The sequence below is a fragment of the Pseudomonas sp. Bout1 genome (assembly GCF_034314165.1).
Taxonomy (GTDB): Bacteria; Pseudomonadota; Gammaproteobacteria; order Pseudomonadales; family Pseudomonadaceae; genus Aquipseudomonas.
In genome coordinates, this window is record NZ_JAVIWK010000001.1 from 1,547,308 (window position 1) to 1,563,634 (window position 16,327).

Annotated in this window: 17 protein-coding genes; 13 read left to right on the forward strand and 4 right to left on the reverse strand. The window is 60.9% G+C overall.

Annotation, left to right across the window (positions count from 1 at the left end; genetic code table 11):
• Positions 1–9: 9 nt before the first annotated feature.
• Positions 10–882 carry a LysR substrate-binding domain-containing protein gene (locus RGV33_RS07060; RefSeq protein ID WP_322143652.1) on the reverse strand — a complete coding sequence of 291 codons (873 nt, stop codon included), beginning with the start codon at positions 880–882 and terminating at the stop codon, positions 10–12.
• Here RGV33_RS07060 and RGV33_RS07065 point away from each other — a divergent pair.
• Positions 871–1,176, forward strand: coding sequence for a hypothetical protein (locus RGV33_RS07065; protein ID WP_322148780.1), 306 nt, complete (start codon positions 871–873; stop codon positions 1,174–1,176). The two genes, RGV33_RS07060 and RGV33_RS07065, sit on opposite strands and share 12 nt — an antisense overlap.
• 143 nt (positions 1,177–1,319) lie before the next feature.
• Positions 1,320–1,436 (forward strand): cytochrome c oxidase subunit CcoM, encoded by a 117-nt coding sequence (ccoM, locus tag RGV33_RS07070; RefSeq protein WP_010176679.1) that lies wholly within the window; start codon positions 1,320–1,322, stop codon positions 1,434–1,436.
• 354 nt (positions 1,437–1,790) lie between these two features.
• Here ccoM and RGV33_RS07075 read toward each other — a convergent pair whose 3' ends face one another.
• Together RGV33_RS07075 and RGV33_RS07080 are read right to left on the reverse strand one after the other, a co-directional pair.
• Positions 1,791–3,266 carry an inorganic phosphate transporter gene (locus tag RGV33_RS07075; protein WP_177050519.1) on the reverse strand — a complete coding sequence of 492 codons (1,476 nt, stop codon included), beginning with the start codon at positions 3,264–3,266 and terminating at the stop codon, positions 1,791–1,793.
• 311 nt (positions 3,267–3,577) lie between these two features.
• A complete protein-coding gene (locus RGV33_RS07080) occupies positions 3,578–3,778 on the reverse strand; it encodes a hypothetical protein (protein WP_003219834.1) in 201 nt (66 codons plus the stop codon).
• A 625-nt stretch (positions 3,779–4,403) separates the two neighbouring features.
• Here RGV33_RS07080 and pcaR point away from each other — a divergent pair.
• The 11 genes from pcaR to pcaC all read left to right on the forward strand — a co-directional run bounded on the left by pcaR (position 4,404) and on the right by pcaC (position 15,405).
• Positions 4,404–5,246 (forward strand): pca regulon transcriptional regulator PcaR, encoded by an 843-nt coding sequence (gene pcaR / locus RGV33_RS07085; RefSeq protein WP_322143653.1) that lies wholly within the window; start codon positions 4,404–4,406, stop codon positions 5,244–5,246.
• A 145-nt stretch (positions 5,247–5,391) separates the two neighbouring features.
• The gene (locus RGV33_RS07090; protein WP_322143654.1) at positions 5,392–6,738 is read left to right on the forward strand and encodes an MFS transporter; all 1,347 of its coding nucleotides are present in this window, start codon (positions 5,392–5,394) and stop codon (positions 6,736–6,738) included.
• Between the two features lie 255 nt (positions 6,739–6,993).
• Positions 6,994–7,851, forward strand: coding sequence for a CoA transferase subunit A (locus RGV33_RS07095; protein WP_322143655.1), 858 nt, complete (start codon positions 6,994–6,996; stop codon positions 7,849–7,851).
• A complete protein-coding gene (locus tag RGV33_RS07100) occupies positions 7,848–8,630 on the forward strand; it encodes a CoA-transferase subunit beta (protein WP_322148629.1) in 783 nt (260 codons plus the stop codon). The genes RGV33_RS07095 and RGV33_RS07100 overlap by 4 nt, the downstream gene beginning before the upstream one ends.
• Positions 8,627–9,832 carry a 3-oxoadipyl-CoA thiolase gene (pcaF, locus tag RGV33_RS07105; protein ID WP_322148631.1) on the forward strand — a complete coding sequence of 402 codons (1,206 nt, stop codon included), beginning with the start codon at positions 8,627–8,629 and terminating at the stop codon, positions 9,830–9,832. Before RGV33_RS07100 ends, pcaF begins: the two co-directional genes overlap by 4 nt.
• A 28-nt stretch (positions 9,833–9,860) precedes the next feature.
• Positions 9,861–10,565 (forward strand): protocatechuate 3,4-dioxygenase subunit beta, encoded by a 705-nt coding sequence (gene pcaH, locus RGV33_RS07110; protein ID WP_322143656.1) that lies wholly within the window; start codon positions 9,861–9,863, stop codon positions 10,563–10,565.
• A 1-nt stretch (position 10,566) separates the two neighbouring features.
• Complete coding sequence (gene pcaG, locus RGV33_RS07115) at positions 10,567–11,133, forward strand: protocatechuate 3,4-dioxygenase subunit alpha (RefSeq protein WP_322143657.1); 567 nt, start codon at positions 10,567–10,569, stop codon at positions 11,131–11,133.
• A 180-nt stretch (positions 11,134–11,313) separates the two neighbouring features.
• Positions 11,314–12,609, forward strand: coding sequence for an MFS family transporter (locus RGV33_RS07120; protein ID WP_322143658.1), 1,296 nt, complete (start codon positions 11,314–11,316; stop codon positions 12,607–12,609).
• A 49-nt stretch (positions 12,610–12,658) separates the two neighbouring features.
• Positions 12,659–14,023, forward strand: a complete 1,365-nt coding sequence (locus tag RGV33_RS07125) for a 3-carboxy-cis,cis-muconate cycloisomerase (RefSeq protein ID WP_322143659.1) — start codon at positions 12,659–12,661, stop codon at positions 14,021–14,023.
• 10 nt (positions 14,024–14,033) lie between these two features.
• Positions 14,034–14,825, forward strand: a complete 792-nt coding sequence (gene pcaD / locus RGV33_RS07130) for a 3-oxoadipate enol-lactonase (RefSeq protein WP_322143660.1) — start codon at positions 14,034–14,036, stop codon at positions 14,823–14,825.
• 187 nt (positions 14,826–15,012) lie between these two features.
• The gene (gene pcaC / locus RGV33_RS07135) at positions 15,013–15,405 is read left to right on the forward strand and encodes a 4-carboxymuconolactone decarboxylase (protein ID WP_005785883.1); all 393 of its coding nucleotides are present in this window, start codon (positions 15,013–15,015) and stop codon (positions 15,403–15,405) included.
• Here pcaC and RGV33_RS07140 read toward each other — a convergent pair.
• Positions 15,402–16,301, reverse strand: a complete 900-nt coding sequence (locus RGV33_RS07140) for a polysaccharide deacetylase family protein (protein WP_416152110.1) — start codon at positions 16,299–16,301, stop codon at positions 15,402–15,404. The genes pcaC and RGV33_RS07140 overlap by 4 nt on opposite strands.
• Between the last annotated feature and the right edge of the window lie 26 nt (positions 16,302–16,327).

The window sequence follows — 16,327 nt, forward strand, 5'->3', positions numbered from 1 at the left end:
CAAAATAACTCATGCGTCGGCACAGGTTTGCTGCAGCCACTCACTGAAACAGGTGGCTGCTTTGCTGATATCGCCTTGCGGGGTGATCAACCAGTAGCCGATCTCGCTCTGGTAGGGCGGCCAGTCGAAGGCTTTCACCAACGTGCCGTCCTTCAGTCGGCGTTCGATCAGGCGGTGACGGCCCATGGCAATGCCCTGGCCGGCGACGGCGGCTTCGACCACGATGTTGTAGTCGTGCAGCAGCGCCTTGGGGTAATGCTCCACGTCCACCTGGTAATGCCTGGACCAGTCGGTCCACTCAAAAGGGCGGTGCGAAGTGGCCATCAGCAATGGGCCGTTATCCAGTTGGCTGGCCTTGAACGCCGGGCTGCACACCGGCGACAGTGTTTCGCTCATCAGGCGCGTGGCCTGCACGTCGGCCCAGTCGCCCTTGCCGTAGCGAATCGCCAGGTCGACCTCGGCCGCGGCGACATCTGCCAGCTGAATCGCCGGTACCAACTCCACCTGGATGTGCGGGTAACGGCTCAGAAACCCGGCCAGTCGCGGCGCCAGCCACAAAGTGGCGAACGAGGCGAGCAGGCCGATGCGCAGCACGGTGGTGGCGGGTGGCGTTTGTTGCTGGCGGGTGGCGGCGGCGATGGCGTCAAGGGCCGGGCGGATTTGGTCGTAGTAGTGTTGGCCGTCTTCAGTCAGATCGATGGCGCGGGTGCGTCGGATAAACAGCGGCTTGCCCAGGTGCTGTTCGAGCTTTTGTACCTGATGGCTGAGGGCACTTTGGGTCACCGACAGCTCGGCGGCGGCCTTGATAAAGCTCAGGTGCCGGGCCACGGCCTCAAAGGCGCGCAGGGCCAGGAGCGGGGGAAGGTCCTTGTGCAGTGCCACGTCGAACGCTCTGTTTTAGGGGGGGAGAGGGGGATTTTGCGGGCAAATGCGCGGGATGACATCGATTTTGTTTACGCGGGATTGGCACAGGACGCATTATTGGAGCATCCAAGCCATTACGTAAGCCAAGCCATGAGTGATGACGACAAACTGATAGACCTGAACGCCGAGCGGGCCAAACGTGTGCATGACCTGAATGACAAGCGACTGAATGAAGTGCGCCAGGCGTTTGAGCAGGCGATGCCGTTGGGCAAGGCGAGGAAAAAGCCGAAAAATAAACCGAAAAAGCGTTGATATAGCCTGCATCGATTGATGCAGGTCAGTTATTCCCCTTCTTTACGCTCCGTCGTGGGCGACATTGATCCTCGTCAATTTCTTGCATCGTCTTCTTGGTTAACTTAGCCCTATCGCAACAGGGCAAGTGCAGGAGGCCAGTCATGTTTTTCGATAATGTGGTATTTGCCGGAGTGCTGACGGTTGGCCTCATGGTGATGTTCTTTGTCGGGTTTGGAATTTTTATCTGGAAAGACGCTAACAAGCGTAAGAAGCCTTAGGTCTTTTCGGGATACATGAGCACGCAAGGCATTTTGGGCGACTTCGGTCGCCTTTTTTTTGTTTTGGATTTTTTGATTTGTGTACATATCCGGTGCTGCGGTAACGGCTACAGCACGCAGCCTCGCTGGCGCTCGACAGCTGCTACGGGCGGTGTGGCTCTGCTTTTCTGTGGGAGCTGGCTCGCCTGCGATGCAGCCAACTCGGTCTTTCAGACATACCGATGTGATGCCATCGCAGGTAAGAGCGGAACCATAAGTCGCCGTTACCTAAATAACGGATATACACCCCAACCCCAGCCATAAAAAAAGGCGCAACCCTCACAGGTCGCACCTTCTTCGCAAACGCCAGAACCGTCAGCTACCCAAAGCCTTGGAAGCCAACCAGAACAACCCGGCCGAAAGGCCCACAGTCGCCGGTAGCGTCAACACCCAAGCCATCAAAATGGTCTTGACGGTGCCACCTTGCAACCCGCTCTTGTTAGCCACCATGGTACCGGCCACACCCGAAGACAACACATGGGTCGTGGAAACCGGCAAGCTGAAGATGTTGGCCAAGCCAATCATGCTGGCCGTGGTGATCTGCGCCGACATGCCCTGGGCGTAGGTCATCCCTTGCTTGCCGATCTTCTCACCAATGGTCAACACCACACGCTTCCAGCCCACCATGGTGCCCAGGCCCAGGGCCAACGCCACGGCCAGGATCACCCAGAACGGTGCATATTCGGTGGTAGCCGTCAGGTCCTTGCGCAACTTGTCCAGGTCCGACTTTTCACGCGCATCCAGGCCAGGCAACTTGCCGACCTTCTTTGCGGTGTCATCCAGGCACAACAGGTAACGACGCACTTCAATCCGATGCTCGGCGGTCAATGAATGGTAGTCAGAGACACCCTTCAAAGTACCCAGCAACGCATTGATAGTCGGTTCAGTCTGCTGCGGATTGCACTGGAACTTGCCCGGCAAATCATCTTTCACGCTTTTGCCCAAGGCAAGGAACTCACCAAGGGTTTCGTGATTGCGCTGGTAGAACTGATTCAAGTGCAGCGTGGCGTCGCGGGTACGCTCGATCTGGTAAGTGGTGCTGCCCAGGTCCAGTACAAACTGCGCCGGCACAATACCAATCAACACCAGCATGATCAGGCCAATACCTTTCTGCCCGTCGTTGGAGCCGTGCACAAAGCTCACGGCCATCGCCGAAATCACCAGTACAAGGCGGTTCCAGAAAGGCGGGTGCTTCTTGTCGTCGAGCTTGCGGCGCTGGTCCGGCGTCTTGTGCATCTTCGACAGCGGGCGCCACCATTTCAGGCCGAGCAGCACCAGGGCTGCCACCACGAAACCAGCCATCGGCGAGAACACCAGCGAGGCGCCGATATCGATCGCTTTCTGCCAGTTGACACCGTCAGCCAGAGGAATGTCGTTGATCAGGGCGTTGGCCAGGCCGACACCAAGGATCGAGCCGATCAGGGTGTGGGAGCTGGACGCCGGGATCCCGAAATACCAGGTGCCGAGGTTCCAGGTGATGGCCGCGGCCAACAATGAGAAGACCATGGCCAGACCGTGGCCGGTGTTCACATTGATCAGCAGTTCCACCGGCAGCAAGTGCACGATGGCATACGCAACACCGACACCACCGAGCAACACGCCGAGGAAGTTGAACACCCCGGAGAAGAACACGGCCAGATGCGGCGGCATGGCTTTGGTATAGATGACTGTGGCAACCGCGTTAGCGGTGTCATGAAAGCCATTGATGAACTCGAAGGCGAGGACAAAGGCCAGGGCGAGCAACAGGCTCACTAGAACCCAAGCATCCAGTCCGCTGAATAAATCGATCATGAAGGTTTTCTGACCCGGTCGTAAGGGGGCGCGATTATGCCAGAAAACATCGGTAATCAATGCACTAGCTGCTCATCGGTAACATTCTTCAATGAAAAAAAAGCCACGGGAAGGGCGCACCCCAGCGTTTTTGGGGCTTTGGCAAGTCTTTGATTTAAAACGAATAGGGCGAAAATAAACGGGTTAAACCGCAAAAAGGGGATGCCTGAAACAATTGTATGAAATTTCGGTAAGACGCCATGAAGGGGCGTCCCTCCACCAGTGCGGTACTGGCAGAGAGATGGCACCTCTGGAAGCTCAACCCGAATCGCTTATGGCTCTTCGGCCTTGAGGTCCTGTTCAATCTTTTGGATTTCCTGGGCAAAGGCCTGGTCGAGCAGACTGGCTCGTTTACGCCATGGCTTGCGTTCAGGTTCTGGCTGGGCGGCGTAGGTGGTGACTTCCCCGCCGTAAACATCCTTGTAACGTTGTTCCTGGCGCTCAAGTTCCGCGCGCAGTTCGTCTTTCGTCACATTGTTACCTAATTGAGTTGAGTTTAATTCCAGTGAAGCGCGATGCGGCAAAGGATAAACCAGTTCCTTATTGCAGGCGGCCACGGCACCGGAAGAAGAACAGCTGTCGTAGCAACAGTTTTGTTTTCACAGTCGCAAGCAATTGGCAGCATCTTGAATGAGTGTCAGGTACTTGCGAGGGGGCATGCACAAAGTCTGTACGTTGCCTGATCAGGCCCCACGGTTTGATACGGGCCTGGCCTCGCCTAGGATGCATTATAGCGATGCGTTTGAATAACACTATCGCGATCAAGTTAAAAAACGTCAACTTTGTGTGAGGGTTTTGTTACACGGGCATGTGAGGTTCTTGCTGAACTATTGGCGCCATAAATTCTGCGGTGTTCTACAAGCGGTAAATAAACCTTAAGTTCCCTCGTACATCAGCTGATTCCGAAGTCGATTGAAGGCAAGCCCAGCGGGGTGCTGGTTTGGATCACCCACCGACCGGCGGTCACAAATTGCGATAATCGAATGACCGTCCGATAATCGCCCAATGTTGTCCCTGTTGCCTTGTGTATCAATTGCACGGCGGCTTGTAATAGCAGTCACCTCCCGCTGCGGTTAAAAATAAGAGAAAGGACCCCAAATGAACGATCAATTGCGCAACTCCTTCGCATCAGTGGCGCCGCCGATCGTTGCGTCACCGGCCAAGCGCATCCAGGCGTTTACCGGTGATCCGGACTTCATGACTTCCCTGGCCCGTGGCCTGGCCGTGGTGCAGGCGTTCCAGGAGCGCAAGCGCCACCTCACCATCGCGCAGATCAGCCACCGCACGGAAATTCCTCGCGCAGCCGTGCGCCGTTGCCTGCATACCCTGATCAAGCTCGGCTACGCCACCACCGACGGGCGCACCTATTCGCTGCTGCCCAAGGTGCTGACCCTCGGCCACGCGTACCTGTCGTCCACGCCTCTTGCAGTGTCGGCCCAGCCGTACCTGGACCGCATGAGCGAGCAACTCCACGAAGCCTGCAACATGGCCACCCTGGAAGGTGATGACATCCTCTACATTGCCCGCTCCGCCACCACCCAGCGCCTGATTTCGGTCGACCTCTCGGTGGGCGGCCGCCTGCCGGCCTATTGCACCTCGATGGGCCGCATCCTGCTGGCCGCGCTCGATGATGCCTCGCTGCAGGACTACCTCGACCATGCCGACCTGCAAACCAAGACCAGCCGCACCCTCACCACCCCGCAAGCCTTGTTCGAATGCCTGCAGGAAGTGCGGCAGCAGGGCTGGTGCATCGTCGACCAGGAGCTGGAGCAGGGCCTGCGTTCCATTGCCGTGCCGGTGTACGACGCTTCCGGCCAGGTGCTGGCTGCGCTGAACGTCAGCACCCATGCCGGGCGGGTCAGCCGCAGTGAGCTGGAGCAGCGTTTCCTGCCGAGCATGCTCAGCGCCAGCCAGGAGTTGAGCGCCCAACTGTTTGCCTAAGCTGTTCGGTGATCGCACAGATCCCGGCCGGATGAATTGACGGTGTTTCCCCTGGCTTATTAATGTGCGGCAGCGCTCTGCGCCAAGCCAATAATAATGACGACTCAACGTCGTTCGCCCGCCCCTCGGTGTGGAAATAAAAATAATGAATCAGCCTTCACCTGTTGTCGGTACGTGCCTGGACGTTCAGTCCTTCATCAACGCCCAGCCACTGTCGCGGTACCAGTGGCGCGTGGTGATCCTGTGTTTTCTCATCGTTTTTCTCGACGGCCTCGACACTGCCGCCATGGGCTTTATCGCCCCGGCGCTGTCTCAGGACTGGGGCATCGACCGCGCCAGCCTCGGCCCGGTGATGAGTGCCGCGTTGATCGGCATGGTCTTTGGCGCCCTGGGTTCCGGGCCGCTGGCTGATCGCTTCGGGCGCAAGGTGGTGCTGGTGGGGGCCGTGTTGGTGTTTGGTGCCTTCAGCCTGGCGTCGGCCTACAGCAGCAACGTCGATCAATTGCTGATTTTGCGTTTTCTCACCGGCCTGGGCCTGGGCGCCGGCATGCCGAACGCCACGACGCTGCTCTCTGAATACACCCCCGAGCGCCATAAGTCGCTGCTGGTGACCAGCATGTTCTGTGGCTTCAACCTGGGGATGGCCGGTGGCGGGTTTATCTCGGCCAAATTAATCCCGACCTTTGGCTGGCACAGCTTGCTGATGATCGGCGGGATTTTGCCGTTGATCCTCGCGGTGGTGTTGCTGGTGTGGCTGCCGGAGTCGGCGCGTTACCTGGTGGTGCGCAATCGCGGTACCGACAAGGTGCGCAAGACCCTCGCGCCCATCGAACCAAGCATCGTCAACCAGGCCTCAAGTTTCAGCGTGCCCGAGCAAAAAACTGTCAAGGCGCGCAACGTGTTTGCGGTGATCTTCTCCGGCACCTACAGCGCCGGCACCTTGCTGCTGTGGCTGACTTACTTCATGGGCCTGGTGATTGTTTACCTGCTGACCAGTTGGCTGCCAACCCTGATGCGTGACAGCGGTGCCAGCATGGAACAGGCCGCGTTTATCGGTGCGTTGTTCCAGTTTGGCGGCGTACTGAGCGCAGTCGGCGTGGGCTGGGCGATGGACCGGTTCAATCCCCACAAGGTCATCGGCACCTTTTACCTGCTGGCCGGGGTGTTTGCCTACGCGGTGGGGCAGAGCCTGGGCAATATCACGCTCCTGGCGACGCTGGTGCTGGTCGCCGGGATGTGCGTCAACGGTGCGCAGTCGGCGATGCCGTCTTTGGCGGCGCGTTTCTACCCAACGCAAGGCCGCGCCACCGGCGTGTCGTGGATGCTCGGCATCGGCCGTTTTGGCGCGATCCTCGGTGCCTGGATGGGCGCGACCTTGCTGGGCCTGGGCTGGAACTTCGAACAGGTGCTGACGGCCCTGGTGATTCCGGCGGCATTGGCCACTACGGCGGTGGTGATCAAGGGCATGGTCAGCCATGCCGACGCTACTTGAAGCGATTTTTGTAGGCGCGAGCTTGCTCGCGAAGGTCTTTAACGATGACGTTGGCATTCTGAATGAACGCGGCGTCTTCAAGTTTTTCGCGAGCAACCTCGCCCCTGCAGGGAAAGATAGCTTGCAAACAATTCGTTCGATAATCGAACACTCAGTCGATTATCGGATTGTTTGGCTTCAACCCCCGGCTTAATCTTCAAGCACTTCGGCGCTGCCTCCAGCGCCTTTTTCGATCCATACCGGGAGCCTAACCCCATGGCTGAAATCCTTTCCCTGGCCGAGGCCGTCAAGCAGTTCGTGAATGACGGTGACACCGTTGCACTCGAAGGCTTTACTCACCTGATCCCTACGGCGGCAGGTCATGAAATCATTCGTCAGGGCAAGAAAGACCTGACGCTGGTACGCATGACGCCTGACCTGATCTACGACCAGTTGATCGGCGCCGGCTGTGCCCGCAAGTTGATTTTCTCCTGGGGCGGCAACCCGGGCGTGGGCTCCCTGCACCGGCTGCGGGATGCGGTTGAAAAGCAGTGGCCGCAACCGCTGGAGATCGAAGAACACAGCCACGCCGACCTGGCCAATGCCTACGTCGCCGGTGCATCCGGCCTGCCATTCGCGGTGTTGCGCGCCTACGCCGGCTCCGACCTGCCCAAGGTCAACCCGCTGATCAAGACCGTGACCTGCCCATTCACCGGCGAAGTGCTGGCGGCCGTGCCGTCGGTGCGTCCGGACATCACCGTGATCCACGCACAAAAGGCTGACCGCAAGGGCAACGTGCTGCTGTGGGGCATCCTCGGCGTGCAGAAGGAGGCAGCCCTGGCAGCCAAACGTTGCATCGTCACCGTCGAAGAAATCGTCGACGACCTCAACGCACCGATGAACGCCTGTGTGCTGCCAACCTGGGCCCTGACCGCCGTGTGCCATGTACCCGGCGGCGCGCATCCGTCCTACGCCCACGGTTACACCGAGCGTGATAACCGTTTCTACCAAGCGTGGGACCCGATCGCCCGGGACCGTGAGACGTTTACCGCGTGGATCAACGAATACATCCACGGCACCGCCAATTTCAGTGAATTCCAGGCCAAGCTGGCCACTGCGCAGGAGGCCCGATAATGGCTTACTCCACCAACGAAATGATGACCGTCGCCGCCGCCCGCCGCCTGAAGAACGGTTCGGTGTGCTTCGTCGGCATCGGCTTGCCTTCCAAGGCCGCCAACCTGGCGCGCCTGACGTCGTCGCCCGACGTGGTGCTGATCTACGAGTCTGGCCCGATTGGCGCCAAGCCCTCGGTGCTGCCGCTGTCCATCGGTGACGGCGAGCTGGCGGAAACCGCCGACACTGTGGTGCCGACCGGTGAGATTTTTCGCTACTGGCTGCAGGGCGGGCGTATTGACGTCGGTTTTCTCGGTGCGGCCCAGGTCGACCGTTTCGGCAATATCAACACCACCGTGGTGGGTGATTATCACCATCCCAAAGTGCGCCTGCCGGGTGCCGGTGGCGCGCCGGAAATCGCCGGCTCCGCGAAGAGCGTGCTGATTATCCTCAAGCAGTCGGCGCGCTCGTTTGTCGACAAGCTGGACTTCATTACCTCGGTTGGCCACGGCGAAGGCGGCGACTCGCGTAAACGCCTGGGCCTGCCAGGCGCTGGTCCCGTAGGAATCATTACCGACCTGTGCATCATGGAACCGGAGGAGGGCAGCCACGAGTTTGTCGTCACCGCCCTGCACCCCGGCGTGACCCGTGAGCAAGTGGTGGCGGCCACCGGTTGGGCGGTTCGTTTTGCCGACCAGCTGACCACCAGCGCCGAACCTACCGACATCGAACTGACCGCCCTGCGCGACCTTGAAGCGCGCACCGCTGCCGCCCACGGCCAAGCCCCCGGAGAAGCCTGATGCGCGACGTATTTATCTGTGACGCCATTCGTACCCCCATCGGCCGTTTTGGCGGTGGCTTGTCCACCGTGCGCGCCGATGACCTGGCGGCACTGCCGATCAAGGCCTTGATGGAGCGCAACCCGTCAGTGGACTGGAACGCGGTCGACGAGGTGTTCCTGGGTTGCGCCAACCAGGCCGGCGAAGACAACCGCAACGTGGCGCGCATGGCGGCATTGCTGGCCGGCCTGCCGGAGAGCATTCCCGGCGTCACCCTGAACCGCCTGTGCGCCTCGGGCATGGACGCGATCGGCACGGCTTTTCGCGCGATCGCCAGCGGCGAAATGGAGCTGGCGATTGCCGGTGGCGTCGAGTCGATGTCCCGCGCACCGTTCGTGATGGGCAAGGCGGATGCGGCGTTCTCGCGCAACATGAAGCTGGAAGACACCACCATCGGCTGGCGCTTCATCAACCCGTTGATGAAGGCTCAGTACGGCGTCGACCCAATGCCGCAAACCGCCGACAACGTGGCCGATGACTATCAAGTCTCCCGCGCCGACCAGGACGCGTTCGCCCTGCGCAGCCAGCAACGTACTGCCGCTGCACAGGCCGCCGGCTTCTTCGCCGAAGAAATCGTGCCGGTGCGTGTCGCCCATAAAAAGGGCGAAACCGTAGTCGAGCATGACGAGCATCCACGGGCCGATACCACCCTGGAAGCCCTGACCAAACTCAAGCCGGTCAACGGCCCCGACAAGACCGTCACCGCGGGCAACGCCTCTGGCGTCAACGACGGTGCCGCCGCACTGATCCTGGCCTCTGCCGAAGCCGTCAAAAAACACGGCCTGACCGCCCGCGCTCGGGTGTTGGGCATGGCCAGCGCCGGTGTGGCGCCGCGTGTGATGGGCATCGGCCCGGTGCCGGCGGTGCGCAAACTGGTGGAGCGCCTGGGCCTGGCGGTGACTGATTTCGATGTGATCGAACTCAACGAAGCCTTCGCCAGCCAGGGTTTGGCCGTGCTGCGCGAATTGGGGATTGCCGACGACGCACCGCAGGTCAACCCGAACGGCGGCGCAATTGCCCTCGGCCACCCACTGGGCATGAGCGGCGCGCGCCTGGTACTGACCGCGCTGCACCAACTGGAAAAAACCGGCGGCAGCAAAGGCCTGGCGACCATGTGCGTTGGCGTTGGCCAAGGTTTGGCCCTGGCGATCGAACGCGTTTGAGCCCCACAAGAATAAAGAGGATTGCTCCATGAGTGACAAGCCCGGATACCGGCGCCCGCAAGCGGGTACTCAGCCTGATTACCTGCACCCGGCCTACCAGTCGACGAACCTGCGTTCGCCGTCCAAGCCGTTGGTGTTCCTGCCCCATTCCCTGTCGGAAATCACCGGCCCGACCATCGGCGCCGAGCGCATCAACGAGAAGGACAGCGACCTGACCGCCCAGCATGAAGGCGAGCCCCAGGGCGAACGCATCATCATTCACGGGCGTGTGCTGGATGAAAACGGCTCGCCCGTTCCCGGCATCCTCGTGGAAATCTGGCAGGCCAACGCTGCCGGCCGCTACAACCACACGCGCGACCAGCACGACGCGCCACTGGACCCGAACTTCACCGGCACCGGGCGTACCGTCACCGACGCCGAGGGCTGGTACCAGTTCCAGACCATCAAGCCCGGCGCCTACCCGTGGGGCAACCACCACAATGCCTGGCGCCCGGCGCACATTCACTTCTCGCTGTTCGGCCCCAGTGTGCTGACGCGATTGGTGACTCAGATGTACTTCCCCGGTGACCCGCTGCTGGCCTATGACCCGATCTACAACTGCGTCCCGGACACGTCCGCCAAGGAACGCCTGATCGCCTCGTTCGATCTGGAAAAAACCATTCCGCAGTATGCCCTCGGCTACCGCTGGGACATCGTCCTGCGCGGCCGCGACGCCACGCCGATGGAGAAATGAGATGAGCCTCAACGCGACGACTTCCCACACCGTAGGGCCGTATTACCACATCGGCCTCACCTGGCTGAACCGCGAAGACCTGACCGTCGCCGCCACCCTCGGCGAGCGCGTGGCGATCACCGGCCGGGTGGTGGATGGCAACGGTGATGTGGTCAACGACGCCATGCTGGAAGTCTGGCAGGCCAATGCGGCCGGCAAGTACGACCATCCTGAAGATGAGCAGGACAAACCGGTGGACCCGAACTTTGAAGGTTTTGGCCGGGTGCCGGTGGATGCCGAAGGGCGTTTTCGCTTTACCACGATCAAGCCGGGCAGTGTGCCGGGGTTGAAGGGCACCACCCAGGCGCCGCACCTGGTGGTGCTGGTGTTTGCCCGAGGGCTGGTGAAGCACCTGCTGACGCGGATTTATTTTGACGGTGAGGCGGCGAATGGGGATGACGCGCTGCTGGCGTGTGTACCGCAGGAGCGGCGGCGCACGTTGATCGCCAAGGCGGATGCAGCGGGTGTGTATCAGTGGAATGTGATTTTGCAGGGCACAGACGAGGAGACGGTGTTCTTCGATTATTGAGTTGGCTGCGGATTTATCGCAGGCAAGCCAGCTCCCACAGGGGAATGCATTCCAAATGTGGGAGCCGGGCTTGCCCGCGATGAGGCCGGCCCAGGCAACAAATATCCAAAAGTCTGCTTGCGGAACAGGGTTGTTGCAAAGTATGTCTAGGCTATAACCGTTCCCATTGAGTGAAAAACCATGACAACAAAAACCAGTCACTACACCGGAGAAGAACGCAGCAAAAGGATCTTTGCGATTGTCGGTGCCTCCTCCGGCAACCTTGTCGAATGGTTCGACTTCTACGTCTATGCCTTCTGCGCCATCTACTTCGCCCCGGCGTTTTTCCCGTCGGAAAACCCCACCGTGCAACTCTTGAATACCGCTGGCGTGTTCGCCGCCGGCTTCCTGATGCGCCCTATCGGCGGCTGGCTGTTCGGCCGGGTGGCGGATAAACACGGACGCAAGAATTCCATGATGATCTCGGTGCTGATGATGTGCGCCGGCTCCCTGGTCATCGCCTTTTTGCCCACCTATAAAGATATCGGCGCCTGGGCCCCGGCCTTGCTGCTGGTCGCCCGGCTGTTCCAGGGCCTGTCGGTAGGTGGCGAATACGGCACCACCGCCACCTACATGAGTGAAGTCGCGCTCAAGGGCCAGCGCGGCTTCTTCGCCTCGTTCCAGTACGTGACCCTGATCGGCGGGCAACTGCTGGCGGTGTTGGTGGTGGTGATCCTGCAACAGATCCTCACCGAAGACGAATTGCGCGCCTGGGGCTGGCGGATTCCGTTTGTGATCGGCGCCATTGCGGCAGTGATCTCGCTGTTGCTGCGCCGCACCCTGAAAGAAACCACCAGCAAGGAAATGCGTGAGGACAAGGACGCCGGCAGCATTGCCGCGCTGTTCCGCGATCACAAGGCGGCGTTTATCACCGTACTCGGCTATACCGCCGGCGGCTCGCTGATTTTCTACACGTTCACCACCTACATGCAGAAGTACCTGGTGAACACCGCCGGGATGCACGCCAAGACCGCCAGCTACATCATGACCGGCGCGCTGTTCTTCTACATGTGCATGCAGCCGCTGTTCGGCATGCTGGCGGACAAGATTGGCCGCCGTAACTCGATGCTGTGGTTCGGCGCCCTGGGCACGCTGTGCACGGTGCCGATCCTGCTCACCCTGAAAACCGTCAGTAGCCCGTTCCTGGCCTTTGTGTTGATCACCCTGGCGCTGGCCATCGTGAGCTTCTACACCTCCATCAGCGGCCTGGTGAAGGCCGAAATGTTCCCGCCACAAGTGCGCGCACTGGGCGTGGGCCTGGCGTATGCGGTGGCGAACGCGATCTTCGGTGGTTCAGCGGAGTATGTGGCCTTGGGTCTCAAGTCCATGGGCATGGAAAACACCTTTTACTGGTACGTCACGGCGATGATGGCGGTGGCGTTTCTGTTCAGCTTGCGCCTGCCCAAAGAGGCGGCGTACTTGCACCACGATCTGTAACCGGCTGGCGCATGCCCGTTGCCGGGTATGCGCCACCTAGGGATGTGTTATGACGATGCGCACGAGCAACCAACTGTTCGACGCCTATTTCACCGCCAACAGCATGGCCGAAGTGTTCTGCGACCAAGGGCGCTTGCAGGGCATGCTGGATTTCGAAGCCGCGCTGGCCCGGGCCGAGGCCCAGGTCGGGTTGATCCCGCAAGCGGCCGTCGCGCCGATTGCCCAGGCTTGCCTCGCTTCCCTCTACGATGTCGATGCCCTCGGCGAGGCGATTGCCACGGCGGGCAACTCGGCGATTCCGTTGGTCAAGGCCCTCGGCAAGTTGATCGCCAGCGAAGATGCCGGCGCGGAACGTTATGTGCATTTGGGTGCTACCAGCCAGGATGTGATGGACACTGGCCTGGTGCTGCAACTGCGCAGCGCGGTCGAGCTGATCGAGCATGATTTGGCGCGCCTGGGCGGTATCCTTGCCGCACAGGCGCAGCGATATGCAACTACTCCATTGGCTGGCCGCACCTGGCTGCAGCATGCAACGCCGGTCACGCTGGGCATGAAGATCGCCGGCTGGCTCGGCGCAGTCACTCGCAATCGCCAGCGCCTGGGCGAACTCAAGCCGCGGTTGCTGGTGCTGCAATTTGGTGGTGCGTCCGGCACCCTGGCGGCCCTGGGCGAACAGGCGATGCCGGTGGCGCAAGCGCTGGCCGCCGAGTTGCAACTGGGCCTGCCGGAGCAACCCTGGCACACCCAGCGCGACCGCCTGGTGGAGTTTGCCTCGCTACTCGGCCTGATCGCCGGCAGCCTTGGCAAACTGGGCCGCGACATCAGCCTGCTGATGCAGACTGAAGCGGCGGAAGTCTTCGAGCCGTCGGCCCCCGGCAAAGGCGGCTCCTCGACCATGCCCCACAAGCGCAACCCGGTGGGCGCCGCCGTGCTGATCAGTGCCGCAACCCGCGTGCCGGGCCTGGTGGCCACGATGTTCAGCGCCATGCCCCAGGAGCACGAACGCAGCCTGGGCCTGTGGCACGCCGAATGGGAAACCTTGCCAGAGATTTGCCGGCTGGTGTCCGGTGCGTTGCACCAGGCGCTACTGGTGAGTGAAGGGCTGGAAGTCGACCGCGAGCGCATGGCGCAGAATCTCGACTTGACCCAGGGCCTGGTACTGGCCGAGGCGGTCAGCATCGTCCTCGCCCAACGCCTGGGCCGCGAAACCGCGCACCATCTGCTGGAACAATGCTGCAAGCGTGCCGTCTCCGAGCACCGTCACCTGCGGGTGGTGCTGGGCGATGAACCGCAAGTAACCGCCGAGCTTTCGGCCGCCGAACTGGACCGCCTGCTGGACCCGGCGCACTACCTCGGCCAGGCGCAAACCTGGGTTACCCGAGCCGTGGCCGAACATTTTGCTTTGACTGCCTGAGGAGGCTGCTGTGGGATTTGTACAACTCGCCGATGGCGAACTGAACTACCAACTCGATGGCCCCGAAGACGCACCAGTGTTGGTGCTGTCCAACTCCCTGGGCACCGACCTGCACATGTGGGACAGCCAGATCGAGGCGTTCACGCAACACTTTCGGGTACTGCGTTTTGATACCCGTGGCCACGGCAAATCCCTGGTTACCGAAGGCCCCTACAGCATCGAGCAATTGGGCGGTGACGTGTTGGCGTTGCTGGATGCTTTGCGGGTCGAACGTGCGCATTTCTGCGGGCTGTCCATGGGCGGCCTGATCGGTCAGTGGCTGGGGATCCATGCGGGTGAGCGTTTGCTCCGGCTGGTGGTATGCAACACAGCAGCGAAAATCGGCACGCCCGATATCTGGAATCCACGGATCGAGATGGTCCTGCGCGATGGGGCGGCAGCGATGGTTGCCCTGCGTGACGCGTCGATCGCACGCTGGTTCACCGCCGACTTTGCCGAGGCACATCCTGACCAGGCCAAGCTAATCACCGACATGCTGGCAGCAACCAACCCCGAAGGTTATGCCGCAAATTGCGCGGCCGTGCGCGATGCGGATTTGCGTGAGCAACTGTCGTCCATCAAGGTGCCGACCCTGGTGATTGCCGGCAGCGAAGATGCAGTCACGCCGCCTTCCGGTGGGCACTTTATCCAGGAACACGTGAAGGGCGCCGAGTACGCCGAGTTCTACGCCGCGCACCTGTCCAACGTGCAAGCCGGTGCGGTGTTCAGCGACCGTGTGCTGGAATTTCTGCTATCGCGCTGAGTATCGCTGAACCCTGTGGCGAGGGAGCTTGCTCCCGTTGGGCTGCGTAGCAGCCCCTGAGCAGCCGCAACCCAACTATTTGTAAAACCCTGCAGCGGCCTCACTGGGGTCGCTGCGCGACCCAACGGGAGCAAGCTCCCTCGCCACAGGTATGTGCCTGTCGTCACCGTTGCATGAGGAGCGTTTTGTGGACGAGAAACAACGTTATGCCGACGGCCTGCAAGTGCGCCGCGAAGTGCTGGGCGATGCCCACGTCGACCGCAGCCTCAACGCCCTGACCGAGTTCAACAGCGAGTTCCAGGAAATGATCACCCGCCACGCCTGGGGTGATATCTGGACCCGCCCGGGGCTGCCGCGGCATACCCGCAGCCTGATCACCATCGCCATGCTCATCGGCATGAACCGCAGCGAAGAGCTGAAGCTGCACCTGCGCGCCGCCGCGAGCAACGGTGTGACCCGCGCCGAGATCAAGGAAGTGCTGATGCAGAGCGCGATCTATTGCGGCATTCCGGCGGCGAATGCGACGTTTCACTTGGCCGAGTCGGTGTGGGATGAGTTGGGGGTAGAGTCGCGCGCCTAGTGCGAGTCAGCGTCCCATACCCAATTCCACACGCCGGGCAGATGCACGACTTCGTCGGCGCTTTTTACCGTGCGGGCCATGGCGGCTCGCTGCAAGGTTGCCCGGTCGGTGTAGAAAGGCTGTGTGGCGAGGGGCACGCCATTGATATGGGCGCTGTCCAGCAGGATTTGCAGGTATTCCTTCAAGTGCCAGGCGGTGTAGCGGTTGATATCGTGGAAGGTCACCACCACCGGGATCACGCCGTCCACCGTCGGTAATTCACCCCGCGCAATGCGCTCGCGCACCACCGACAGTTGGCGGATCAGGTTTTCTCGTCGTCGCGGGCTGCCATTGAACACCCAGATCACCCCATCGTTTGCACTCAGGTCGGTGAGCAGCACATGCATGCCATGCTGTTGATAGGCGGCGAAGGTGCGCTTGTCGTAGTTCCAGAACGGTGGACGTACCAGCGTGGGCGGTTGGCCAGTGATGGATTGGAGTGTCGACGAACCCAGGCTGAGGTAGTGCTCCAGTTCAACCGGATTTTGCGAGCGATGATTACTGTGCCACGGAGTCGCGGTATGGAAACCCAGGATATGACCGGCCGCGTATTCGCGCTCCATGGTCTTGTAGCCACGCGGGTTGCCGCCAGAGCGGGGCGCCTCGGTCTGCAGGAAGAACACTGCCTTGATCCCCGGTTGTATCGGGTTTTTCGCCAGGTCCGCCATTACCGAACGGCTGGGGTTCATAAAACCCGATGCGCTGGGGCCATCATCGAAGGTCAGTAAAAAACGGATCGGCGCTTCGGTTTGCAGGCGTTGTTCGGTTTGCGGTGTGAGCGCCAAGGGCGGGCCGATGCAGCCGCTGAGCGTCAGGGCCAGGGCCAATACGGCCGATACGGTGGCGAAGTGTTTCATGGCGGACTCGAAAGACGTTGGCTGCG